A 24,626-nucleotide genomic window follows, 5' to 3' on the forward strand; every position below is an offset into this window, starting at 1 on the left:
CGCAGATTCCATGACCGAAACGCTACGCACGAAAAGGAGTTAAATGTAGAATATACGCAAATCGGGAGGCCGGCATGGCGATGGTTCTGATCGTGGATGACGATGAGGCCGTCCTCGGCCTGATCGCCGCGACGCTCGCGGTGGCCGGCATCGACAGCCGCACCGCGACCAGCGGCACGGAAGCGCTGAACTCGATCGCCACGGTTCTGCCCGACTGCGTCGTGCTGGACATCATGATGCCCGGCCCGTCCGGGCTCGACCTGTGTTCGATGCTGCGCGCCGACGACCTTACCGACGGCATCCCGGTGATCCTGCTGACTGCTCGCGGCCAGCATGCCGACCGGGCCTCCGGCTTCGACTGCGGCGCCGACGACTACATCATCAAGCCGTTCGACCCGGCCGACCTGAACCGCCGGGTCATCGCGTTGCTCAGTCCGGTGCGCCAGCAGCGCTGGCGGCGGCAGGACAGCGTCCCACTGCCGGCAGCGTCGCTCACCCCGACCCTCACGCTGGGCTGCGGGCCCGCCCCCCGGTGAGGTCACGGTCCGATATGGACATACGGCGACCAGATCACCGGCTGCCGCGGGAACCGCTCCCGCAGGCCGCGCACGGCCTCGTGCAGGGCCTGCGCCGTGTCCGTGGTCCCGATTCCGCCGGACGGCGTGCGGAGGCTCGCGTACACGTCGCGGGCCAGGGTCGGGGCCTCGCTGTCGGCGATCGCCCACAGCGTGCCGATCACGTGCCGAAAGCCGGCGAGCTGCAGGGCGGCCGCGACGGTCAGCCCCTCGTCGGGGACGCTCAGCCCGCCGCGCGAGGTGTGGCACGCGGAGGCGAAGGCGAGCTCGGCCCCGGGCAGGCGCAACGCGCTCAGGTCGCGCAGCCGCAGGTTGCCGTCGTGCAGCAGGATCCGCCCCTCGGTCGGTGACGTCAGGTCCTGGGCGCCGTGGCAGGCGAGGTGCAGCCACGGCGCGCCGGGCAGGGCATCGAGCACGGCGGCCCGGGTCGCCTCGGCGCCGCGGAACCGCCGGACCTGCGGAAACATTTCGGTGAGTACGGCGATCTCACGGTCCACGCCGGCCAGTCCGGTCGCGCCCGGCGTCTCCGGCATGGCGATCAGGACGGGTGCGGTCAGACTGCTCGCCGGGGGCCGGCGGCGCGACGCGAGCAGGGCTCCCAGGCTCGGCGCGTACGACGAGACGACCCGGTCGAGGACGGTGTCCGCGCGGTGGCCGGGCCGGCCCGCGGCGTGCAGCGGCAGGAACGACAGCCATCGGGTGGGGCACCACCACACCCGGGGCCACGGCTCGCCCGGAGCCGGCGGGGCGGTGTGGCCGAGCGCGTCGAGGACCGGCTCGGCCACGGCGGTCCAGAGCCAGGCCAGGGTGTCGTCGAGGGCCGGCCCGTCACGCACCGGCTCCAGGTCGCGCCACCCGCCGTCCCGGCCGCCCGCCGACGGCACGTGCAGGGCATTGACGTGGTCCATCAGGGCGGCGATGGTCAGGTCCGGCAGCGGTACGGATTCGACGCCGCCTTCGGCCACCAGCAGCGCGTCGCAGCGGTCGCTGTCCACGTTGACCACCACGACGGCGCCGCCGGCCGCGGCCGTGCGCAGCTCCGACGCCGGTTGCGGGCGCAGGAACCCGGCCAGGCCGGGCAGCGACCGCACCGCCTCCACCGCTTCGTCCCACTGGTGCGCGAGCCGGATCCGGTCGGCCGGATCGGCGGCGGTGACGATCGACCCGTACGCGATGATCTCGGTGTCGTTGTCGGCGCTTCGATCCAGCGTGTCGCTGAGCTCGGCCAGCCGGGCCGCCTCCGCGGGGTGTCCGGCGGCCAGCGCCGAGATGTCGGCGCGCAGTTCCCGGCGCTGGCCCCAGAGCACCGCGCGGCCCTGTTCCAGCAGCTCCAGAGCCCGGTCCGGCCGGCCGGCGGCGATCGCGCAGGCGGCCGCCCCGCTCGAGAGGCCGCCCAGGTTGGCGACGATCGCCGTCCGGTCGGCCGCGTCCAGGCCGCGCCACACCAGCTGGGGCACGAGGCCGACCGCGAGCTCGTAACCGCGTAGCCCCGCGGCGGGGTCGCCGGCGAGGTGGGCGAGGCCACCGAACCGGCCGGCCACCCCGAGGCGGAGGAACACCGACAGCACCGGCGAGTCCATCAGCTCGCCGAAGATCGTCACGGCGGCGATCAGATCAGCCGGCCGGCGCTCGGCGTAGTAGCGGGTGGCGAGAGTGTCGCCGAGGGAGAGCCGGGCGGTGGCCTGTCGCATCTCGTCCGGCGCGGCTCGCAGCGCCTCCTCCCCGGCGCGGACCGCCTCGCCCAGGGATTCGGTGTCGCCGGTGATCTGGAATCGGTTGCGCAACAGCCGGTTCTGCTGGGTGAGTCGCAGGCTGCGCTCGATGAGGTCGTCCACCGCGGTCCGGTCCAGCGCCTGGCCGATCGCCGCGATCGCCTGGGCCAGGAAGTCCGGGCGGCCGTGCCCGCCCCGGGAGACCCCGAAGTGCAGACACTGCCCCAGCCCGCCGTCGGCGTCGAACAACTCCTGCCACAGGTCGGCGGCGCGGCCGTAGTAGTCGGCGAGGTCCGGCTCCGCCTGGTCCTCGACCTCCTGGGCGAGCACGGCGGACATCTCCTCGACGAGGCCGGCATCCCGCGTCTTCCCGTACTGATCGAGGAGGAGCCGGAACAGCAACCGCCGGGCGTTGCGGCCGTCCCGGGAGTCGGCGTCGGAGAGTTCGACCGCTTCCCGGGCCACGCCGTTGGCCGCGGCCAGATCGGCCCGCCCGTCGCGCATCCGCAGGGCGTTGCCGAGATTGACGAGCAGGCCCACCCGGTACGGCGCGTCCGGAGCGATCCGCTGCTCGGCGCCGCGGAGCAGGTCGATCGCCTCGTCCAGCGCGGCCCGGGCGGCGCCCCGCACTTGATACGTCTGGATCAGTACCTCGGCCAGGTTGTTCGCGAACCCGGCGAGGTGCGGGTGGTCGTCGCCGGCCTCGCGGACGGCGTCGCGGAGAACGTCGGCGATCTCGGTCAGGAGCTCGATCGGCTGGGGCCGGCCGGGTTCCCGGAGTGCCGCGCCGATGTTGAGCAGGACCTCGGCCCGGTCCGGACCGGGCGGCAGCACGGCCGCGAGCTGACGGCGGGCGTCGACGAGCTGCGCCGTGATCGACTCGCCGGCTGCCTCGCGGAGAACAAGGACGTGGTCCAACTCGCGCAGGGCGAGGCGGTGCCGGTCGCTGCCGGCATCCGTGCCGGTCACCACGCCTCGGACAAGAGCCTCGGCCTCGACCAGGTTGCCCTGGTCCCGCAGCATCTCCGCCATCACCAGAGCCATCGAGTCGCGACCGATGTCGTCGAAACCGGACATTCCTTCCCGGAGCGCCGTGATGGCCTCGTCCAGCCGGCCGGCATCACGGATCGCCCGCACGGTCATCAGCAATTCCAGTGCCGCATTCGGCTCGATGAACACGCCGTCAAGATCGAGCGCCGCGCGGACCTCGGCCGGCACCCGCTCGGGGAGCCGTCGGGCGAGGGCGCCGAGGAACTGCCGGGCCGCCTCATAGTCGTCGGCGCCGCCGGCCGCCTGGTAACGCTGCCAGTAGAAGATCCCGAGCGGGAAACCCTCCTCGATCCGGCTCACCTGCACGCCGACGGTGACGAACTCGAGAGTGCCCCGCAACCGGTCGGCGATCTCGGTCGTCGCGCGGTCGAACAGCACCGCCGGATCGAGGTCGCGCTGGAATTCGTCCAGGCGTTCGTTCAGCGCCGCCACCAGCCGTTCGCGGGTCTCCCCGATCGAGCCGAGGCCGAGCGTCTCGCGGATCGCGACGACGCCGCCGGGCGGTCCGAGCCGCAGCAGCGCGGGCGCGCAGCCGATCACGTCGACGAGGAGATCGGCCCGGTCGGCGTGCCGGCGAGCCAGCAGCCGGGTGACCACCGCCGCCCGGTCCGCGGCGGGCAGCTCGGTCCAGCGGTGTGCCACCGAGGCCCAGAGCCGCGCGCGGTCCGAAAGGGAGTGCAGGCCGGCCTCGGCGAACCATCGCGGCAACCGGGACGCCGGCACGGCGGCCCCGATCCGTTGCAGGGCGTCGAGGCGGGCCGGGTCGTAGCCGATCTCGTCGACGTAGCGGTAGGCCGCGTCGTCGTCGCCGGCCACCGCGTAGCCCTCGGCCAGGCCCGCCCGCACCTGGTTGCGGATCGTCCCCGAGTAGAGCTCGCCGGTCTTCGCCGCCAGCGCGGCCAGTTGCTCCCGGTCGAGGGCGAACGCGATGCCGGCCGCCTGCTCGGCCCAGAGGTCGAGCCGGTCGTCGTGCCCCCCGGTGATCCCGGCGGACCAGTCCGGACCGAGAAGAGCACGGACCGCATCCGGGCGTACGGCCTGGTCAAGGTTCCGCAGCAGCTGCTGGACCACCGGTCCCAGGTCGTGCCAGTGCACCTGGCCGGCCGCCCGGGCCAGCACCTCGGGGCCGGCCGTGCCGGTCGTGGCGGCCAGCACCGCCGCGGCCACCAGATCGTCCGCCGAGTGGGCGGCGACCTCGCGCAGGTATCGCCGGTTCTCCTCGCCGGGCACCCCGGCCAGGCCGCCGGCCACGCCGACGGCCTTCAGCGGATTCGCCGCCAGCTCGGCCGGATCCTCGTCCTGGCGCACCGCGCCCGCCCCGTGCAGCGCCACCCGCCGCCGGTAGAGGGCGGCCGCCACCACGTGCGGACGGCCCTGGCCGACGGAGGAGAGCAACTCCGCCATGAGGTCGACCACGCCTTTCGCCGTCGACCGGCCGGGCAGCAGCGGCACGACGGCGCACAGGTACTCGCTGAGCATCCACCTGTCGTCGAAGCTGGTGACCGCGGCGGCGAGCTCGCTGGTGGTCTCCGGTCGCAGCGCCGCCGCACCGACCACGGCGGCCAGGCGCAGTCCGTCGTCGGTCACCCGGCCGAGGCCCACGTCCGGCGCCGGGGTCGCCAACGGCGGCTCGGGGCGGTCGATGTCGTCGGAGAGCACGATCTGCGCGGCGGCGCGCAGTTCCGGTGTGACCGGGTCGCGCCGCAGGAGGGCGAGCGCCCGGTCCGGGTCGAGGTCCGCGAGCCGGGCCAGCGGGCCCCGCCGGGCCAGGGCGACGGCGGCATCGGTCTCGCCGAGGTCGGCGACCTCCAGGGCACGTTCGGCCTGAGCCACCGACATGCCCGGGGCGAGCCCGGTCAGCCACCGGTCCCGGTCCTCGACGCCGGGCCGGCCGATGAGATCGAGCCCGTCGTCGATCAGGCCGGCATCGCGGTACCCCGGAGCGAGGAAGTCCTGGGCGCCCCAGCCCTGCAAGCCGCGGATCTCGCCGGCCCGGTCGCGCATCTCGGTGAGCACCGATTCGCGGTACGGGCCGTCGAGCACCGGCAGCAGCTGGGCCAGGCAGTACAGCCGGGCCGGGCCCCTCATGTGCTTCCGCACCAGGGCGAGCAACGGGATCGCATGCTGCTTCGCCGTCGCGCCGACCACGGCGGGCAGGTGCTCCTCGCGGCCGTACACCTCGGACGGATCGTCCAGGTAGTACTGCGTCCACGCCCAGCGGTTGTCGTCACCGAACCAGGGCGCCGCCGCGGCCATCACGTGCGCGTGCAGGTCGGGGTACCGGCTCAGGTCGTCACTCGGATCGATGGCCGCCAGCAGCTCGCCGTCGGGTATTCCGCGGTCCTCGGCGGTGAGCAGCCGGGCGGCCAGCTCCCGGGACACCACGGTGGTGAGATGCCGCGCCACGGCAGTGCCGTCCGTCATGCCGGGCGACTTCAGCAGCCGTAACGTCTCGAGCAGGGCCGCGGCCGCCGACGGTTCCGGCAGCTCGGGCACCAGGGTGGCCAGCGCGTACGCCCGTACATAAGCATGTCGTTGATGGTCTTCGGGCAGCCAGCCCGCCTCGGCCACCGCTTCGAGGGTCCGCCCGTGGCGGTGCAGCAGCCGGCACCAGCCCGCGGTGGCCTCGGCCAGCTCGGGCACGTAGGCCGTGGTGAGGTCGCGCAGGATGCGCCGGGCCGCGCCGATCTCCGCCACGCCCAGCTCGGGTGCGATCACCCCGACGGCGGCGGCCCGGCCGTCCACGAGCGAGGCGCGCTGCTCCAGGAAGGCGAGGGCCCGGGCCCCGGACCAGCGGCCCCGGCGCACCAGGGCGGCCGCCAGTTGCGCGGTGAGCCCGTCGCGGCCGGCGTCCGCGTCCGCCTCGCTCACCGAGCAGTGCACCTGCTCGGCGAGGTACGGCGCGGGGCGGCCGGCTTCGACCGCGGCGACGTTGATCGCGCCGATGGCCTCGGCGGCCCGCCGGACGTCATGGCCGAAGCCGTCGCGCGAGTCCGTCACCGCTTCCCAGGCCTCGCGCCACGCGGGGTGCACGAGGCGGTAGAGACCGGGCAGCGCCTGCCCGGCCGGAGCTGCCGCCAGCAGGTCACCGAGGTGCCGGACCAGGACGGCCGGGGTGTCGGCGGGCGCGCGCACGCCCGCCCGCAGATCGGCGAGCACGTCCAGACCCCATTCCCGCACCCGCTCGCGGAGAACCTCATGGCTGGTCCGACGACCGGCGGGCGTCACCGAACCCGACATGCCACCCCGGCGGAGCACCGGCGCCAGCTCCGCGAACGCCCGGTCGAAGTCGTCATCCGGGCCGGCGATGCCGATCCCGGCGGCCAGCGTGCGCAGCTCGGCCGGGGTGACCGGGCCAGGAAGGAGCGCCAGCAGGTCGAGCAGTTCCGCCGCGAGCTCGCTGCGGGGACCGGCCGGCTGCGCCGGGACGGCATGAGCCGGCGGATCGAGCCCGACGACTACGGCGGGCCGGCCCAGGTCTGCCGGTGACGGCATGGACAACAGCAGCCGGACGCCGTCGCCGAATCGCTCCGGCAGGTGGCGGGCGCCGAGCGCGAAGCCGGCCCGCGGGTCGTTGTCGACCACCACCAGCAACCGGCCGCCGGCCGGTGCGGGCGTCGACAGTGTCTTGATCAGCTCGAACCGCCGTGCGGCCTCGGTCCGCTCGGCCGGGCGGGTGTCCCGGCCACGCAGGCGCTCGATACGTCGCAGCAGCGCCGTCATCGCCGGCTGCTCGGCGCCGAGGCCGTAGGCCGGGTCGCACGGCACGAACGCCACCCCACCCTGCCGGGCGCGCTCGCCGGCCCAGTGGGCGAGCAGGGTGCTCGCTCCGGAACCGGGCGATCCGGTCACGATCGCGACCGGTGGCGCGTCCGGGTCGTCCCACCAGCGGGACAGGGCGGCCGGCTCGGCTTCGCGGCCGGTGAACGGGCCGCGCGTGTGCTCCGCGACGAACTCGGCAATCGCCGCCGCGTCGGGCTCGGCCGGATCCCCCGCCAGCGGATGCCACGGCGGCAGCAGCAGGTCGGCGAGCAGCGGCCACCGTTGCACCACCCGGTCGATCGGGGTGACCCGCAGGCTCCGGCCGAAGCTCCCGGCGGCGAGCACGATCCCGGCCGCGGCCGGACCGTCGGGCGTGTCGACCAGTGCCGGTGCACCCGCGTACGCCCGGCTCGGCAGGCGCCGGACCGCCGGGCCGGCCAGTTCGCCGCTCGCGGTGGGCGTCGCAACTCGCGACCATTCACCGATCTTCGGCCACCAGCCAGAGACAGTGACCTCGCGACCGGCGTCGAGCGGAACGCGGGTCAGCGGGATGGTCGCCTCGTCGGCCGGCGCCCGGGTGGTCACCCGATAGAGCGCCACGCCGAGCCCAGCGTCGTGATCGACGTGCTCGGCGTCGGTGCTGTGGAAGCCGTCGAAGACGACCGCCACCCGCCACTCGGCTGACCCGTACCGGCCGAGCTCGTCCCAGGAGGTGAGGAGAAAGTCGGGGGTGATCTGGAAGGCGCTGCACGCCGGCCGGCTGAGGTCGTCGCAATGGACCGCGCCGACCGGCCCGGCCGGATCCAGCTCGAGGAACTCGTACACCGGTGGCTCCTGTCGATGGATGCCGGTGGCGCCGCGCCGTGAGGCCCGGCGCCACCGGGGGGAATCAGCTCGCGTTGGTGTGCGTGACCCGCACCGCGGTCACCGCCGCGGCCCGGCTGTACGACCGCGGCAGCCCGATCTGGGCCAGCGCGTCGTTGACCGCATCGACGAACCCGGTCAGCGCCGGAGTGCTGCTGTAGAAGTTGTTCGTAGCGGTCTGGGTCGAGGCGCAGCTCGGGTCGAAGACCGCACAGCCCATGGCGTAGTTGGTCCCGCTCGGGAACGCCCCCGCGCTGGTCTCGATCCAGAGCTGGGCGTTGGCCCGGCAGGCGGCGAACCAGTACGGGCTGGTGACGGTCGTGCTGATCACGGCCTGGTCGTTGCCCGGGAAGTATTCGGCGTGCGTGGTCGCGACACAACCACCGTTCCAGGTGTCGTCCGGGCCGTTGTCGGTCACCCACTTGCTGGGCGGGGTGGCCGCGAGGGCGGCGCCCCGGGCCCGGAACCGGGCGACTTCCTTGGCCACGTCCGCCTTGCTGACCTGGCCGGCCGCCACCGGACCGGGGCCGGGGTCGGGCGTCGCGGCGAAGGCGACCGAGCCGGAGCCGGCTGCGGTGACCGCCAGCGCGGCGCTTGCGACGAGCCCGACCATCACCCGGCGAACAGCGGTGCGAAACATGAGGTTCTCCCTCCACAGTGCGCTGGCGTCTCCAGCGACACGACCGAGCGTGCCGGATCGCCGACGGATGGCATATCGGGAGTAATCACTATCCGGGTGGTGCCGCACCCCTTAGATCGAGCACCATTCGGCCCTTAGAACACCGCGTCGAGGACGCACTCAATCAAGCTTGCCCTGCCGCGTATGAAAACTGAACCGCGCAAGCTTGCCGCACCACGCCTGCCATTCGTCGATGCTGGGCATCTCTTCCTCGGGGATGGTGGCCAGGAGAACGCCGTCCAGCACGTCGGCCGGCTTCGCCGAAGGGTCGGCTCGCAGAAGCTTCTCGAAAACGGCACTTGACTCGGCAGGAGACGCGACCATGACGATCAGCAGGCACTGCACCACACGGTAGGTGCGTGATCTGATGAACGCAGACAATTCTCCGCCCGGAATTCCGATTCGGACCAGGCGATAGAGGTTGACCACCTTCTTCGCCGCTCGCGGGGTCGAGATCAGCGGGGCGAGCCCGGCCAGGAACGCCGCTTCCTCGGGGTCGAGCACGAGGCCCGGCGGGCGGAGATCTGGCCTGTCCATCGGAACCGTGGCCGCGGGCGAAGTGGGACGGGATGGCAGATCCGCGTCCCTGACCGGGCCCGCCTTCGGATTCGCGTCGGCGAGCTCCTCTTCCTCCTCCTCGTCGCCGTTTATCGCGCGGCGCGCAAACAACGGCTCGGGAGCGTTGAGCAATGCGGTGACGAACCGGGAGGCTGCGGGGCCATCCATCGCCGTAACCGCGTACGGAATCTGAAAGATCTTGTCGAGGTAGTCGATCGGTGTGGCCGTTAGCGGGAGGTCGCTGTCCGAGGTGAACATTTCCCCGTAGTGGTGTCCGAGCGAGCTGAGTAGCCACCGCGAGTCGACCGCCACGACCACCACGAAAAGCGGCAGGGCCAACATCAGGTGCACCGCAGCGAGTACCTCGACCACGCGCCGTGGCGGGCAACGGTCGAGGTCATCGATATAGAGCACGATCCGTTCGAGCGGCGGTGCGTCCGGGCTCGGGTGCGATCGCCATTGCGAACCGGCGTCGGCGAGGGCCGTGCTGAGCCGATCGAGATCCTCGTGCACCTGTCCGAGCAGGCCACGCCGCTGCTGATACGTGTCGGCGCCGCGCCGTTCGTCGAGGAACCGGGACAACCTCTCGGCGGCGTCGAGCTCGGCGATCCGGCTGTTCGCCTCGTCGACCTTCGTCCGCGCATGCTCGAGGCGTTTCTGGAGCCGCCGATGGGCCAGGTCAGTCACCGCAATACCCTTGGCGTGCCAGGCGCGGAGCCGCTTCCACACCAGCAGCAGGGCCGGCACCACCGTTGCCACCGCGGCGACGATTCCCGTCAGATAACTGCGATAAAAGAGCCAGCTTGCGTACGCGAGAACGGCCGCGGCCGCCCAGAGCAGGAGCAGACCGGAGTTCTCGCGTACTTCCCGGAGCAACTCGCCGGCCGTGGCGAACAGAAGTTTGGCGCTGGCGATCGGCGAGCGCACCTTGACCTTGTCGGCGGCCAGTTGTTTGCTGATCCGCTCACTGTCCGACTTCCACTTGGCGCGTTCTTCCCGCAGTCGCGTGACGTCCTCGCGGATCGCCGCCGGATCGGTGGGCGCGGCTACCGACTCGTCAGGCTTGGCGAGTGTGTCGAACAGGTGCGCGATCAGGCCGGTCCACAGCTGGTCGTCGCTGTAGTGCCACGCGTTGAACGTGACCTGCCGGACATTGGCGACGAACGAGCTCTCCTCCGGCCGTCGCCGCGACGAGTCCGCCAGCCGCTGCACTCGCCGCCGGACCTGCGTCATCAGCGTCGACTTGCCGGCACCCCATTCGCCGAGCAGAGCGACGGCCAGCGGCGGCTGGGTGACCTGGGCAGCGATGAGAGACGCGAGAGTACGCACGTCGTCGCTGATCCCGATGAGGTCTTCCTCGCTCGCGGTGTCCCGCCGGATATACGGCAGCGGCGGGGTGCCATCTCCCTCAGCTTCGCCGTCCGGTGCGCTCTCCGCGACTGAGAACCTGGCGGACGAGTCCAAATCTGAACGGGGATAGGGGAACTCCACATCTGGAGGAAGAGAGGGGAGAGGAAATGCGCTCGGTACCTGATGCCAGTCGAGGTCGGTCGGGCCGTCTTCCAGCGGGTCGTCATGCGCCGCGTCGACGATACGGGCGGCCAGCCGGGAGATAAACTCAAGGTATTCGTCTTGATTGCGGGCCAGCCTCATCAGTTGACGAACGCCCGAGTTGGCCCGCTGACCGGCCAACTGCGGCTCGTCGAAGTATCCCAGCCCCGACACGAAGTCGGGCGCGGGCCTCGACGGGAGCCATCGGAGCGGGATCAACGCTGACGGCCGGGTCCGATGGAGCTGCTCATGGCGGCGGATCCGCTCCTCGAAGATCGCCCACTGCCGGCCGCACGGTTCGCTTTGGAAGAACCGCGAGGAACAGAGCGGCACGAACGTACGGCAACGGGAGAGTGCCGCGACCAACTTTGCCGCCCAGACGTCACCGGACTCAATGCTCTCGCTGTCGAGAAAGCCGACCTCTTCCCCCGGCTGCAGGCCGGCCAGAAGGCGCACCTCGACACAAAGATCGTCGAAGAACTTGCGCACGTAGATGTCGTCGCTTCCGCGGGCGTAACCGACGAAGAAATACAGCAAGCGTTCTCCCGCAAGGCTCGTACCCCGACGACGGGCGGCGTCGCGTAGTCGCGATTGTATGAATCAGAATCCACCGTGCTGGTCCGCTGGTTGCTTTGCGAGCGCCTCATCAGCCGTGGTTGGCTCGGCTGGTGAATCTTCTGCTGACGGCGAGCGGTCTGCGCAACGAGACGTTGCGGGAGGCGCTGCGCGACATGCTGGGTAGGCCGTTCGGGTCGGCCAATGTCGTGTTCGTGCCGACCGCGTCGGTCGCCGAGCCCGGCGACCACGGGTGGTTCGTCGCGGACATGGTCCGGCTGCACGGTCTCGGCTGGCGGGAGTTCGACGTCCTGGAGCTGAACGGCCTGCCTCAGCCGATGGTGCTCGACCGGCTGCTCCACGCCGACGTCATCTACGTCGAGGGCGGCAGCCATTACCACCTCGCGCGCAGCATCACCGGCAACGACCTGGCCGGCGGCCTTCTCGCGGCGCTGGAGAGCCGGGTCTACGTCGGGGTCAGCGCCGGCTCGATGATCTTCAGCCGGAACCTCACGGAACACTCCGCCGACGTCATCGGGGACGCCGCCGACCTGCACGTGCTCGGCGCGACGACGGTGCAGCCGCCGTTCGGCCTGTTCGACTGGTATCTGAAGCCGCACCTGTACTCGCCCAGTTTCCCGGAGCGGGACGAAGCCTGGGCCGATCGCATCGTCGCGCGGGCGGACTTCCCGATCTACTTCATCGACGACGACACCGCCGTCCGCGTGATCGACGACAAGGTGGACGTCGTCTCCGAAGGCCAGTGGCGGTTTCACCCGTAAAGCCGGTAAAGGACGTCAGACCCCGACCGGCTGCTGCTCCTGGCCGAGGTCGACGAGGTGCACTCGCGGGTCACTGCCGAGCCGCACCTCGTACGCCGTCGGTGGCCCGCTCCGTGGCCAGCGCGCGCCGACCACCGTGGCCGTCCGGCCGCCGAGCTTGACCGGTGCGCCCGGCGCCTTGAGCCGGTGGGCGCCGAGCAGCACCGCGTCGAGCGTCTGCCGGGCGCCCGGAAGTGAGCCGCGCAGGCTCAGACCGAGGGCGGGCGCCGGGTCGAGCGCCGCCTCGACCCGCGTCCACAGCCGCCACTGGTCGTCGTCGAGCAGCAGCCGGGCGGCGCGGTCGAGGGCGGCGCAGGTGATGTCGACCGCGGTCTCCTCCCCCAGCTCGGCCACCCACGCCAACTCGTCGGCGGCGGGCAGCACGGCCGGCGACTCGTGCGCGACCACCGCGAAAAGCATGGCCAGCACGGCCTGCCGGTCGCGGCCGTCGTAGAGCCGGCCGGCCGCGGTGTGCAGCCGCGGGAAGCGGGCCGCCAGGTGGGTGGCGCGGCCCAGCGGGGGCGCGGCCGCGTCGCGGGTGTCGCGCACCCGGACGTGGAACGGGCGTTGTTCGCGGTGGGCGAACACGAGCGCGCGGTGCGGGTCGGCGATCAGCCGCGCGGCGACCGAGTAAGGCACTCCCATCTGGGCGGCAAGGGCCCGGATGGCACGCCGGCGGGCACGGTCGTTGGCCTGGCGGCGGCGTTCGGCGTCGGTCATCGGGGCACCTCCCTTGGGCCATCGTAGGTTCTTCGCGGTAGCTTGAGGGGGCAGCCGCGCCTGCACGAGCGTGCGAGCCCCCCACGCGGGCCCGCGTCGACGCCAAGAGGCTCTGACTCAGCGCACACCACCCTTACGCGCGCCCTCGTGCGCCGACCGGGTGGGGTGCGTGGGGCCTCGCCGCGAGGACGTGAGTGTCGTGTTCGAACGGTTCACCGACCAGGCCCGCCGGGTTGTCGTCCTGGCTCAGGAAGAAGCCCGGCTTCTTGATCATCACTACATCGGCACCGAGCACCTGCTGCTCGGGCTGATCCGCGAGGGCGAGGGCGTGGCCGCGCACGCCCTGGCCGATCTCGGGGTGTCGCTCGAGGCGGCCCGCCTCAAGGTCGCGGAGTTCGTCGGCGGCGACGCGGCGCCGGCCGGCCTGCACGTCCCGTTCGACCCGGCCGCCAAGAACGTTCTCGAGTTGTCCCTGCGTGAGGCGCTCAAGCTGGGCCACAACCACATCGGCCCGGAGCACATCCTGCTCGGCCTGCTCCGGGACGCCGCGGGCGTGCCGGCCGAGGTTCTTCGCACGCTGGGCGCCGACCCCCGCGACGTACGCGCGAAGGTCCTTCTGTTGTTGTCCGGGCATCCGTCCCTGGCCGACGCGCCGCCGGCCAGCTCGGCCCTGCTCGACCAGTACGGCGAGAACCTCACCCAGCGCGCCCGCGACGGCGGCCTCGACCCGGTGGTCGGCCGGGACCGCGAGATCGACCGCATCATGGTGGTGCTCTCCTGCCGCACCAAGAACAACCCGGTGCTGATCGGCGAGCCCGGCGTCGGCAAGACCGCCGTGGTCGAGGGGCTGTGCCGGCGGATCGTGGCCGGTGACGTGCCCGAGACGCTGCGCACCAAGCACGTCTACACGCTCGATCTGGGGTCGCTGGTGGCCGGCACCCGCTACCGCGGCGACTTCGAGGAGCGGCTCAAGAAGGTGGTCAAGGAGTGCCGCACCCGCGGTGACGTCATCCTGTTCATCGACGAGATCCACAGCCTGGTCGGGGCGGGCGCGGCCGAGGGCGCGATCGACGCGGCCGCGATCCTGAAACCGATGCTCGCGCGCGGCGAGCTGCAGACGATCGGCGCCACCACGACGGCCGAATACCGCAAGCACTTCGAGAAGGACGCCGCGCTGGCCCGCCGCTTCCAGCCGGTGCCGATCGGCGAGCCGACCTCGGCCGAGGCCGTCGAGATCCTCAAGGGCCTGCGCCGGCGGTACGAGGAACACCACCACGTCTCGTACACCGATGTCGCCCTGACCGCCGCCGTGACCCTGGCCGACCGGTACGTCGCCGACCGCTTCCTGCCGGACAAGGCGATCGACCTGATCGACGAGGCCGGCGCGTGGGCGCACATCCACCCGCACGGCGACCAGAGCGTCGGCGGCGAGCAGATCGCCGAGGTGCTGGCCAACTGGACCGGCATCCCGGTGCAGCGGCTGACCGAGCAGGAGACGACCCGGCTGCTGCGCATGGAGGACGAGCTGCATCAGCGGGTCATCGGCCAACAGGAGGCGGTCCGGGCGGTCGCGCGGGCGATCCGCCGCACCCGCGCCGGGCTGAAGGACCCGAAACGCCCGTCCGGCTCGTTCATCTTCGCCGGCCCGTCCGGTGTCGGTAAGACCGAGCTCTCCAAGGCGCTGGCCGAGTTCCTGTTCGGCTCGGAAGACGCTCTGATCCAGCTCGACATGTCCGAGTTCCACGACCGGCACACGGTGTCCCGCCTCGTCGGTGCCCCGCCCGGTTACGTCGGTTACGACGAGGGTGGCCAGCTGACCGAGAAGGTGCGCCGCAAGCCGTTCTCGGTGGTTCTCTTCGACGAGATCGAGAAGGCCCACCCGGAGGTCTTCAACACCCTGCTGCAGATCCTGGAGGACGGTCGCCTGACCGACGGCCAGGGCCGCATCGTCGACTTCAAGAACACCGTCATCATTCTGACCACCAATTTGGGTACGCGGGACGCGTCCAAGGCGGTGTCACTGGGTTTCCAGGCCGCCGAGGGCGCGCCGGACCGGATGGCCGCGAAGGTGCACGACGCGCTGAAGCAGCACTTCCGCCCGGAGTTCCTCAACCGCATCGACGACACGATCGTCTTCCCCCGGCTGACCGAGGCCGACATCCTGTCCATCGTCGACGTGCTGCTGGCCCGCGTCGACCTGCGCCTGCGCGACCGCGACATGGGCATCGAGGTGACCCCGGCCGCCCGCCGCCACCTCGCCGAGAAGGGCTTCGACCCGGCCCTCGGCGCCCGGCCGCTGCGCCGCACGGTGCAGCGCGAGGTCGAGGACGCCCTGGCCGAACGCATCCTGCTCGAGGACCTCCATCCCGGCGAGGTCACGGTGATCGACCACGACGGCCACGGCCTGGTCTTCCACGAGCGCGCCTTCCACGAGCGCGCCGGGGCGGGGGTGCCGGCCTAGAGCGCGCCGATGCCGGCGAACACGGAGGCGTAACGGATGCCGGCGCCGAGGCCGCCACCCTGCACCGAGATCGGGTAACGGCCCGACGCGGCCTGGGTGTCGAACTCGACCTGGTACTGCGCGGACGTCTGGTTGTGCCGGGCGACCCAGGGGCCGACGCTGTCGTCGGTGAAGATCGCCGCGTACTGCAGCGCGTCGGACGCGTCGACCATGGTGGGCCGCATCCCCCGCCGGTTGTAGCCGTCGAACCATCCCTGGTATTCGTCGGCCGTGCCCATCTCGTGCGCCCGCCACTTGACCTGACCCGGGTTGGGCAGGCAGGTGGCGGCGTACGTGCGGTCGCCGGCGCCACCGTAGATCGCCAGCGACGTCGGGATGCAGTTGTTGGTGCGCGCCCAGGCCATCAGGTTCGCCAGTGTGCCCGGGGTGGTGGCGGCCCCGTCGACCAGCCCGTGCCGGGCCTGCCACGTGCCCGCCGGCCGCTTCTCGAACACGGCCGCGAACACCGGGTCGACCCGGCTGCCGGTGGCGCTGACCCGCGTCGCGACGAATCCGGCCGCGGTGAGCTCGTCGAACTTCGCCTGATAGCCGGCGCCGTTGAGCCCGTGCACCGCGGCCCAGGCCGGTCCGCCGCGCTGCACCCAGACCGCGGCGTAAAGCGGGTTGTACCGATCCCCGTAGACGCTGACCGAGATCATCCGGTAGCCCTGGGCGATCAGGCTGTCGAACCGCTGCTGGTGAACCGCGCCGGAGACCCCGTGGTAGGCGCTCACCGCATTGCCCGAGGCCAGCGCGGGAGCGGCCCCGAGCAGCCCACCCACGACCCCGGCCCCGGCGGTCAGCCCGGCGGCGGTAAGCAAAGCACGGCGGGAAAGAACGGAATCGAATGTCATGGCGGCGCCTCCACGGCCCGGTGCGCATTCCTGGCTGGATGCGGCCCGCCCGACCATCTCACAAATGGGTCGTTACCGTTTTAAACCTCGGAATTCCGATAAAACGTCAGGCTAACGGGCGATCCGCCGTCGCGGGCGGGGGATCGCCCGGGTGCGCAGGTCATTTCGGCGCAGGGCCAGAGCCGCCAGGCCGCCGGCCGGGAGCAGCAACCAGCAGGAGATCAGGCGGTAGACCAGGACCGCCGCGGCGGCTGAGGCGGCGCCGGCGCCGGCCGCGGTCAGGCCGGCCACCAGGGCGGTGTCGACCACGCCTACGCCGCCGGGGGTCAGTGGGACCTGGCGGACGATCTGCACGCCCAGGTAGATGCCGGCCAGCGTGGTGATGCCGACCGGGAGGCCGACGGCGCGACAGGTGGCGGCCAGGCAGAGCAGGTCGGTGAGCCAGTTGACGGCGAAGAACAGCAGGCCGGCGATCCAGTCGCGGGGGCGCAGCGACGCGCCCGCGTGCCACGCGTCGCGGGCCGAGGCCAGCACCGAGCGGACCCAGCGGATAAGGCGGCCGTCGCGGGTCACCCGGGTCTTCAGGGCGGGCAGGCGGCGGCCGGCCAACACCAGCGCCGTGGTCAGCACGGCCAGGGCGGCCACCACGGGGAGGGGGCGCGGGCTCAGCAGCAGCGCCGGGTTGCGGCCGACGACGGCGAGGCCGCCGGTGACGTAGAGCAGGGTCAGGCCGCCGATGGAGGTCAGGCCGGAGACGATCATCGAGGCCGCGGAGAGTTCCTTGCTGACGCCGGCCCGCTGGTATTCCTTCACGGCGTAGCCCGCCGACACGGCGGCGCCGGCCGGCATCGAGATGGAGATGGCGGTGCGGGCCAGGGTTACCGCGGCGGCGCGACGGGCGGTCAGGCGTACGCCTAAAGCTCTCAGCAGTTGCCGTTGCTGCCAGGCGAAAGCCGCCAGCGACGCGCCCTGCAGCGCGGCAGCCAGCGTGATCCACCAGTAGTTGGCGCTGGTCAGCGCACCGAGGAAGTCGCGCGGGTCGGGCAGCCGACCCCACAGACCGAGTGCGGCGACTGCCAGACCAACCACGATGAGTAACGGCAGGCGGAGCCGGACCCACCACGACCGGGCCACGGAGGGGCCCGGCGACGACGGGCGCTGGTCGGAGGACACGCCGCGATCCTGGCAAACTTCGTCAAGGTTCGGCCACCCCCTGTGAGATCAGTCGCCGGAGTAGCCCCAGAAGTACAGCTCAGTGGGGTTGCCGTCGGCATCATGCAGGATGGCGCACCGGCCGATTCCGCGATATTGCGCGAGCTCGGTGATCTTCTCGACGTGCTCGGGGGTCAGTTTGGTGGAGCCGGCCGCCGCGTACGCCTCGGCCTCGCTGATCGGCACGATCATGCCGTACTCCGGATTGCCGTGCTCCTTGACCAGGGCCATGTACTCTTCGAACGTTTCGTAGGCGAACGGCAACCAACCGTAGTTGGGCTTCTCGTCGTCGGCCAGAACCCGGTACATGTCGAGGATCGAGTGCGTGCCGGCCAGCCGGACCGACTCCTCGGACCACAGCTCGTCCTCGGTCTTCGGGCGGTTCGGGTAGTCGCGGGCCGTTTTGCCGGGCTCGCCGGGCACTGCCCACCAGAACTCGCCGCTCTCGAAGACCTCTTGCCGCAGTGCCACGAAGGCCGCATACCGGTCGGGCTGGTAGGGAACGTAATAGTCCCACCCGGAAGCGCCCAACGAATCCTCCTCAAATGATCTGTGCCGCAGCACTGTACCGGGGGAGCCGGGCGCGTCCGCCCCACTCCCCCGGCAAATTTTCAGCGCGTTAACAGCGGCCGAGATCCTGCCACTGCTCGGTCCAGCCGGGCTCGGAGCCCTGCGTCCAGTAACGAGCCTTCCAGAGGTGCTTGCCCTGCCCGGACGGCGGGCCACCGGGATCGCCGTTGCGGCTCTTCTCGTGCTTCACCAGGTTGCCCCCGGTGTAGACGGCGGAATAGATCATGTGCCCGTTGGCGACCTGGACGACCAGGTCGTGCCAGCCGTCGAAGCTCTTCCGCTCCTCCGAGTGCACGTTGTCGGCGTACCACGGGTCGTTGCGGTAGGCGTACCAGCTGGTCTGGTAATTGATCGGCCCGGTCTCGCCCCACCCGCCGTTCGGCAGGTATTCCGAGATGTCGAGCTCGGAGTAGGTCGGGTCGAGATCGCCGTTGAGCGGGCTGATGGTGAAGAAGGTCTCGTTGATGTGGTCGCCGTCGGCGCCGCTGACCGGTGCGTCGGTGAACCGGATGCGGCTGGCATAGGTGCCGTCCAGGAACCGCTTCTGGGTCGAATAGAGCTCGGCCTGATCGGTGCCGGCGCCGGTGCCGTCGGTCGAGGCGGTCAGCCGCATCACCTGGTCGCTCTGGGCGACACCGTGCGAGCCCGCGCGATCCTCGAGCGCCTCTCCGTGCAGGAGGCTGCCGGCATTGCCGGACACGCCGGCCGGATCGATCTGGCCGACGCCTACCTCGCCCGGGTGAGCGATCCCCCGGCCCGTGCCGTCGCGCAGACCGACCTGGTGATCGCCCTGTCACCGAACGGCGATGAGGCGGACATCGCCCAGTTGATCAAGGCGGCCGAGTCGGTCCTTGATGAGATCGTCGTCCCGACCATGTACATCTCGATCATCGCTCGGATCATCAAGGCCTGGGCCGCGAACAGCAACCAGGCTCGTGCCATGGCCTTCGCGAACATCGCCGAATCCATGATTCTCGACCTCGATATCCGCTGGCCCACCCTGTCCGCGACGGACCTGCCCCGGCGCGAGCTCGGACTGGCGCTCGGGCGCATCGGCGAATTCGCGGCGGCCCATCGGGTGATCGACGGCATCCACAGCGATTCGTGGGCGGCGGGATGCCCCGGAACTGGCCCGGAAGATCGCGGATGAGGCCGCCGCCGCGGCAGCGACGATCGGCTCCGGCCCGGCGTGGAAAGAGGCGGCCCGGCTGGTCGCCGAGCGGACCGTGGCGATACCCGCGGCCGACGCTCCCGTCCGGCTCGGCCGGGCGGACGTCCTGGCGGCGCTCGCGGCCGGCGACTGGCCCGGCACTCTCGCGTGGCTGGCCGGCAACGACCCGGACGCGGTCCGCGCCGCCGTGGACGAATACCTGACGATCCACCCGGTCTGATCAGGCGGCTTGCAACGAGTTTCAGGCCGCGGCCGCGAGTGAAAATCCATCCTGGACGAGCGTGACCTGCTGTTACACGTCCGCACGGATCGATGGCTTTCTAAGCATGGCCCTGCCACATTGCTGGAAACTCTTCCAATCGATGCAAGCCGTTGCTACGGTCCTCATCAATATGAACGTGGGGTTACGCCCGTGTCACCGTCTCCGACGCCGGTGGCGCGGGCCTCGCGTTATTCGACCCAGCGTCATCCTTCGATCGAACGCCCCCCGAGGTCGTTGGAGGAGCCCCCGTGTCCAAAAAACGCCGTTCCTGGTGGCTAGCCGCGGTTGCCGCGGTGCTGACCGCCATCCCCCTGGCGGTCGCCCCGGCCTTCGCCGCCGCGACCAACACCGTGACCGTCTTCTTCAAGCCGACCTCGGCCTGGACCACCGTCAACATCCACTACGCGCCGACCGGCGGATCGTGGACGACCGTGCCGGGTGTGGCCATGAGCGCCGCGTCGTGCGCCGGCTGGTACACCAAGGCCATCGATCTCGGCGCCGCCACCGGCATGCAGGCCACGTTCAACAACGGGTCGGGCACGTGGGACAACAACTCGGGCCGTAACTACACCGTCGGCACCGGCATCGTCACGATCACCGGTGGCGTGGTCACCGCGGCCGACCCGTGCGCCGGGCCGGTCGTCGACCCGCCGGCCGGGGACAACACGGCCACTGTCTTCTACAGGTCGGCGTGGGCGGCCACCTACCTTCACTACGCGCCGACCGGCGAGGCCTGGACGACCGTGCCGGGCGTGGCCATGACCGAGACCGCCTGCGCCGGCTGGGTGAAGAAGACCGTCGAGCTCGGCGCGGCGACGACGCTCGCGGCCACGTTCAACAACGGCTCCGGCACCTGGGACAGCAACTCGGGGCGCAACTACAGCCTCACCGCCGGCACCTCGACGGTCTCCGGTGGCGTCGTCACCGCCGATGCCACCGACCCGTGCAGCGCGGTGCCGGCCGACACGACCGCGCCGACCGCGCCGGGCGGCCTGACCACGAGCGTCGACCACGTGACCGTCACGCTCGGCTGGACGGCCTCGACCGACGACCGCGGGGTCACCGGCTACCAGCTCACCCGCACCGGCGGGACCGGCGGCACGACGGCGCTGACCAGCGGATATGCGACGTACATCGATGGCTCTCTGGCGGCGAGGACGGCGTACACGTACACCGTCCGGGCCGTTGATGCCGCCGGGAACGTCTCCGCGCCCAGCGCGACCGCCTCGGTGACCACCGGAGACGCCCCGCCGCAGGCGGCCGGGGGCGAGATGCTCGGCGGTGACCCGCGCAAGGAAAGCATCTACTTCGTGATGACCGCGCGGTTCTACGACGGGGACACCTCCAACGACCGCGGTGGCAGCCAGAACATCTCGTCCGGCAACGCGGCCAACCACGACCCGATGTTCCGTGGCGACTTCAAGGGCCTGGTCGACAAGCTCGACTACATCAAGGGCATCGGCTTCTCGGCCATCTGGATCACGCCGGTGGTGCTGAACCGCTCCGACTACGACTTCCACGGGTACCACGGGTGGGACTTCTACCGGGTCGACACCAGACTGGAGTCCCCCGGCTCCACGTACCAGGATCTGATCGACAAGGCGCATGCCAAGGGACTGAAGATCTATCAGGACGTGGTCTACAACCACAGTTCCCGATGGGGCGCCAAGGGTCTTTTCGTGCCGACCGTGTGGGGCGCCAAGGACGGTTCCTGGGACTGGATGTATTCCACCAAGACCGACGGGCAGACGTACGACCCGCTGGTCGAGAACTCCGGCACCGATCCGACGCTGACCGCCGCGCAGAATCAGCTCGCCCAGGGCCGCCCGTACAACGGCGATCTGTGGAGCACGGCCGAGCCGGCCGGAAACACCTGCCGGAACTGGGGTACGACCAACGGCACCTACAGCCCGCAGGGGTACGCCAATCACAACTGCCAATGGCCGTCGCCGACCTCCGGCATGTTCCCGGCGTCGCTCTATCACCAGTGCTGGATCGGCAACTGGGAGGGCGAGGACGCGCGATCCTGCTGGCTCGCCGACGACCTGGCCGACTTCAACACCGAGAACCCGGTCGTCCAGAAATACCTGATCGACGCCTACAACAAGTACATCGACATGGGTGTGGACGGCTTCCGGATCGACACCGCCGTGCACATTCCGCGGGTCACCTGGAACCGCCGGTTCCTGCCGGCCATGCAACAACACCTGGTGCAGAAGTATGGCGCGACCAAGGCCCAGGACTTCTACGTCTTCGGCGAGGTGGCCGCGTTCGTCAACGACAAGTGGAACCGCGGCTCGGTCAACCACTCGGCCCAGTTCTTCACCTGGAAGGAGCGCCGCTCGTATTCCGACGACGACGCCACCGCCGCGCTGGAGCAGTTCAATTACGAGAATGCGCAGGGCACCGGCAATCAGCCGACCAGCACCAACGCGTTCCTCAACGGCAACGTCTACCACGCGCCCGACCACAGCCAGTTCTCCGGCATGAACATCATCGACATGCGGATGCACATGAACTTCTCGGACGCGTCCAACGCCTTCTACAACGGCAAGGACTCGGACGACTCGGTCAACGACGCGACCTACAACGTCGTGTACGTGGATTCGCACGACTACGGGCCGAACAAGTCGCAGTTCCGCTACACCGGCGGCACCGACGCCTGGGCCGAGAACATGGCGCTGATGTGGACGTTCCGGGGAATCCCCACCCTCTATTACGGGTCGGAGATCGAGTTCCAGGCCGGTAAGCAGATCGACTGCGGGCCGACCTGCCCGCTCGCCACCACCGGGCGCGCCTATTACGGCGACAAGGTCGAGGGGTCGGTGACCGCCACCGACTACGGGATGGTCTCCAGTTCCAGCGGGGCGGTCGCCTCGACGCTGAGTCAGCCGCTGGTGAAGCACCTGCAGCGGCTCAACCAGATCCGGCGGGCCATTCCGGCGCTGCAGATGGGGCAGTACTCGACCGACGGGGTCAGCGGGAACATCGCCTACAAGCGCCGCTACACGTCCGGGTCGGTGGACAGTTTCGCCCTCGTCACGGTGTCCAGCAGTGCCACTTTCACCGGAATTCCGAACGGTACGTACACCGACGCCGTATCCGGTGACGTAAAGACCGTGACCAATGGGACGCTGACCGCGTCGGTCAGCGCCAAGGGCGACATGCGGGTGTACGTGCTGGCGCTGGCCGGCAACCCGGCTCCGGGAAAGGTGGGGACCGATGGGCCGTACCTTCGCTGAGCTCCCATCCGTACGGCCGGCGCCTCGTCCTTCGCGGTTGACCTTCGTTCTTCCCTCACCGCCGCCGCTCCGTCCGTTCTCCATTCGCCCGTCGCTGGCGGCCTGTGCGGTTGTTCGCCCCCGTCTTCCCCGTCCCGTTCCCCTTCTGTTGCTGGAGGTGCCCGATGAGTCGAACCACCCGGCGCTGGGTGATACCCGGTGTGATGCTGCTGATGATGGCGGCTGCGTTTGTTGCGATCGGGCGGCCGCATAACGCCGACGCGAAAGCCGACGCCAATCCGGGGGCGCGCGACGTCATCGTGCACCTCTTCGAATGGCCGTGGGCCTCGGTCGCGTCCGAATGCACCAATGTGCTCGGGCCCAAGGGGTTCGGCGGGGTGCAGGTGTCGCCGCCGCAGGAACACGTGGTGTTGCCGTCCTCCGGTTACCCGTGGTGGCAGGACTACCAGCCGGTCAGCTACCAGCTCGTCAGTAGAAGAGGTGACCGCGCGTCCTTTGCCTCCATGGTGAGCAACTGCCACGCGGCCGGGGTGAAGATCTACGTCGACGCCGTGATCAACCACATGGCGGGCGGGGCGTCCAACGGCACCGGCACCGCGGGCTCCACCTACAGTCACTACGCCTACCCGGCGGTCGCGTACGGCAACAACGACTTCCACCACTGCGGCAAGAACGGCAACGACGACATCGTCAACTGGACCGACCGGTGGGAGGTCCAGAACTGCGAGCTCGTCGACCTGTCCGACCTGGCCACCGAGTCGTCCTACGTCCGCGGCAAGATCGTCGGCTACCTCAACGACCTGATCTCGCTGGGCGTCGACGGATTCCGGGTGGACGCGGCCAAGCACATTCCGGTCGCCGATCTGCAGGCCATTTACGGGGCGCTCAGCGGCACGCCGTACGTATTCCAGGAAACCATCGAGGGTGGTTCCGGGGAGATCAGCCCGACCGAATACACCGGCATCGGCGACGTGACCGAATTCCGTTACGGCGACGTGGTCGGCAACGCGTTCAAGGACGGCAACCTGTCCGGGTTGTCGTCGCTGCCGAATCAGATGCTGATCGCCAGTGGCGACGCGGTGGCGTTCATCGACAATCACGACACCCAGCGCAACGGGCGGGCGAAGCTGACCTACAAGGACGGTTCCACCTACGCGCTTTCCGAGGCGTTCATGCTGGCCTACCCGTACGGCACGCCGTCGGTGATGTCGTCGTTCACCTTCTCGAACGCCGACGCCGGGCCGCCGGCCTCGTCCAACGGCACGACCAGCGCGGTCAACTGCTCGTCCGGCTGGGCCTGCGAGCACCGCTGGCGCACCACCGCCAACATGGTCGCGTTCCACAACGCCTCAGCCGGCACGTCGGTGACCAACTGGTGGTCGAACGGCAGCAGCCAGGCGGCGTTCGGGCGCGGCTCGGCGGCGTACGCCGTCTTCAACCGCGGCTCGTCGCTGAACCGCACCTTCCAGACGTCGCTGCCGGCCGGCACCTACTGCGACGTCGCCAACGGCGACTACAGCGGCGGCGCGTGCACCGGCGCGACCTACACGGTGAGCTCGTCCGGCACGTTCACCGCGACCGTGGCCGCGAACAGCATGCTCGCGCTGCACATCAACGCCCGCACGTCCGGCTCGGTCCCGACCACTCCCCCGGGCTCCTGCACCTCGGTGGCGGTGTCTTTCGGCGTCAACGCGACCACGGTCTGGGGCGAGAACGTCTACGTCCTGGGCAACCAGACCGCTCTGGGCAGCTGGAACACCAGCGGCGGCGTGGCCCTGTCGTCGGCGAGCTACCCGGTCTGGACCGGCACCGTGAACCTGCCACCCAACACCACGGTCGAATACAAGTACGTCAAGAAGAACGGCACCGCGGTGACCTGGGAGTCAGGCTCCAACCGCACGCTGACCACCGGCTCATCCTGCACAACCTCGGTGAGCGACACCTGGCGCTGACCACCTGACGAGGTGC

Annotated in this window: 15 protein-coding genes; 7 read left to right on the top strand and 8 right to left on the bottom strand. The window is 70.6% G+C overall.

Going from position 1 to position 24,626, the window contains the following annotated elements; genetic code table 11:
- The first annotated feature begins 74 nt into the window (after positions 1-74).
- Positions 75-536, top strand: a complete 462-nt coding sequence (locus AB0E90_RS06125) for a response regulator (protein WP_360400018.1) — start codon at positions 75-77, stop codon at positions 534-536.
- A gap of 2 nt (positions 537-538) precedes the next feature.
- On the opposite strand, the gene AB0E90_RS06130 is transcribed toward AB0E90_RS06125, so the two are convergent.
- The 3 genes from AB0E90_RS06130 to AB0E90_RS06140 all read right to left on the bottom strand — a co-directional run bounded on the left by AB0E90_RS06130 (position 539) and on the right by AB0E90_RS06140 (position 11,288).
- Positions 539-7,924 (bottom strand): CHAT domain-containing protein, encoded by a 7,386-nt coding sequence (locus AB0E90_RS06130; RefSeq protein ID WP_360400021.1) that lies wholly within the window; start codon positions 7,922-7,924, stop codon positions 539-541.
- A 64-nt stretch (positions 7,925-7,988) separates the two neighbouring features.
- On the bottom strand, positions 7,989-8,603 hold the full coding sequence (locus AB0E90_RS06135) for a hypothetical protein (RefSeq protein WP_360400024.1): 615 nt from the start codon (positions 8,601-8,603) through the stop codon (positions 7,989-7,991).
- Positions 8,604-8,762: 159 nt separating this feature from the next.
- The gene (locus tag AB0E90_RS06140; RefSeq protein ID WP_360400027.1) at positions 8,763-11,288 is read right to left on the bottom strand and encodes a TIR-like protein FxsC; all 2,526 of its coding nucleotides are present in this window, start codon (positions 11,286-11,288) and stop codon (positions 8,763-8,765) included.
- A 131-nt stretch (positions 11,289-11,419) separates the two neighbouring features.
- Here AB0E90_RS06140 and AB0E90_RS06145 point away from each other — a divergent pair, with 131 nt between their 5' ends.
- Positions 11,420-12,088 carry a Type 1 glutamine amidotransferase-like domain-containing protein gene (locus tag AB0E90_RS06145; protein WP_360400030.1) on the top strand — a complete coding sequence of 223 codons (669 nt, stop codon included), beginning with the start codon at positions 11,420-11,422 and terminating at the stop codon, positions 12,086-12,088.
- Between the two features lie 15 nt (positions 12,089-12,103).
- On the opposite strand, the gene AB0E90_RS06150 is transcribed toward AB0E90_RS06145, so the two are convergent.
- The gene (locus tag AB0E90_RS06150) at positions 12,104-12,847 is read right to left on the bottom strand and encodes a hypothetical protein (protein ID WP_360400033.1); all 744 of its coding nucleotides are present in this window, start codon (positions 12,845-12,847) and stop codon (positions 12,104-12,106) included.
- 199 nt (positions 12,848-13,046) lie between these two features.
- Between AB0E90_RS06150 and AB0E90_RS06155 the strand changes: the two genes are divergently transcribed.
- Entirely contained in the window at positions 13,047-15,308 is a 2,262-nt protein-coding gene (locus AB0E90_RS06155; protein ID WP_360400036.1) for an ATP-dependent Clp protease ATP-binding subunit, read from the top strand.
- Here the strand turns inward: AB0E90_RS06155 and AB0E90_RS06160 are convergent.
- The 4 genes from AB0E90_RS06160 to AB0E90_RS06175 form a co-directional block, all read right to left on the bottom strand.
- Positions 15,305-16,201, bottom strand: a complete 897-nt coding sequence (locus AB0E90_RS06160) for a hypothetical protein (RefSeq protein WP_360400039.1) — start codon at positions 16,199-16,201, stop codon at positions 15,305-15,307. The genes AB0E90_RS06155 and AB0E90_RS06160 overlap by 4 nt on opposite strands.
- A gap of 111 nt (positions 16,202-16,312) precedes the next feature.
- Positions 16,313-17,374, bottom strand: coding sequence for a lysylphosphatidylglycerol synthase transmembrane domain-containing protein (locus AB0E90_RS06165; RefSeq protein WP_360400042.1), 1,062 nt, complete (start codon positions 17,372-17,374; stop codon positions 16,313-16,315).
- Positions 17,375-17,422: 48 nt separating this feature from the next.
- The gene (locus tag AB0E90_RS06170) at positions 17,423-17,944 is read right to left on the bottom strand and encodes a hypothetical protein (protein ID WP_360400045.1); all 522 of its coding nucleotides are present in this window, start codon (positions 17,942-17,944) and stop codon (positions 17,423-17,425) included.
- A gap of 88 nt (positions 17,945-18,032) precedes the next feature.
- Positions 18,033-18,683, bottom strand: a complete 651-nt coding sequence (locus AB0E90_RS06175; RefSeq protein WP_360400048.1) for a hypothetical protein — start codon at positions 18,681-18,683, stop codon at positions 18,033-18,035.
- On the opposite strand from AB0E90_RS06175, the gene AB0E90_RS06180 reads away from it, so the two are divergent.
- The 4 genes from AB0E90_RS06180 to AB0E90_RS06195 all read left to right on the top strand — a co-directional run bounded on the left by AB0E90_RS06180 (position 18,654) and on the right by AB0E90_RS06195 (position 24,610).
- Positions 18,654-19,133 (top strand): hypothetical protein, encoded by a 480-nt coding sequence (locus AB0E90_RS06180; RefSeq protein WP_360400051.1) that lies wholly within the window; start codon positions 18,654-18,656, stop codon positions 19,131-19,133. The two genes, AB0E90_RS06175 and AB0E90_RS06180, sit on opposite strands and share 30 nt — an antisense overlap.
- 76 nt (positions 19,134-19,209) lie before the next feature.
- On the top strand, positions 19,210-19,374 hold the full coding sequence (locus AB0E90_RS06185; RefSeq protein WP_360400054.1) for a hypothetical protein: 165 nt from the start codon (positions 19,210-19,212) through the stop codon (positions 19,372-19,374).
- 290 nt (positions 19,375-19,664) lie between these two features.
- Positions 19,665-22,658 carry a carbohydrate binding domain-containing protein gene (locus AB0E90_RS06190; protein WP_360400057.1) on the top strand — a complete coding sequence of 998 codons (2,994 nt, stop codon included), beginning with the start codon at positions 19,665-19,667 and terminating at the stop codon, positions 22,656-22,658.
- Between the two features lie 164 nt (positions 22,659-22,822).
- Complete coding sequence (locus AB0E90_RS06195; RefSeq protein ID WP_360400060.1) at positions 22,823-24,610, top strand: carbohydrate-binding module family 20 domain-containing protein; 1,788 nt, start codon at positions 22,823-22,825, stop codon at positions 24,608-24,610.
- Positions 24,611-24,626: the final 16 nt, after the last annotated feature.

Source organism: Actinoplanes sp. NPDC026619, assembly GCF_040638295.1.
Lineage (GTDB): Bacteria > Actinomycetota > Actinomycetes > Mycobacteriales > Micromonosporaceae > Actinoplanes.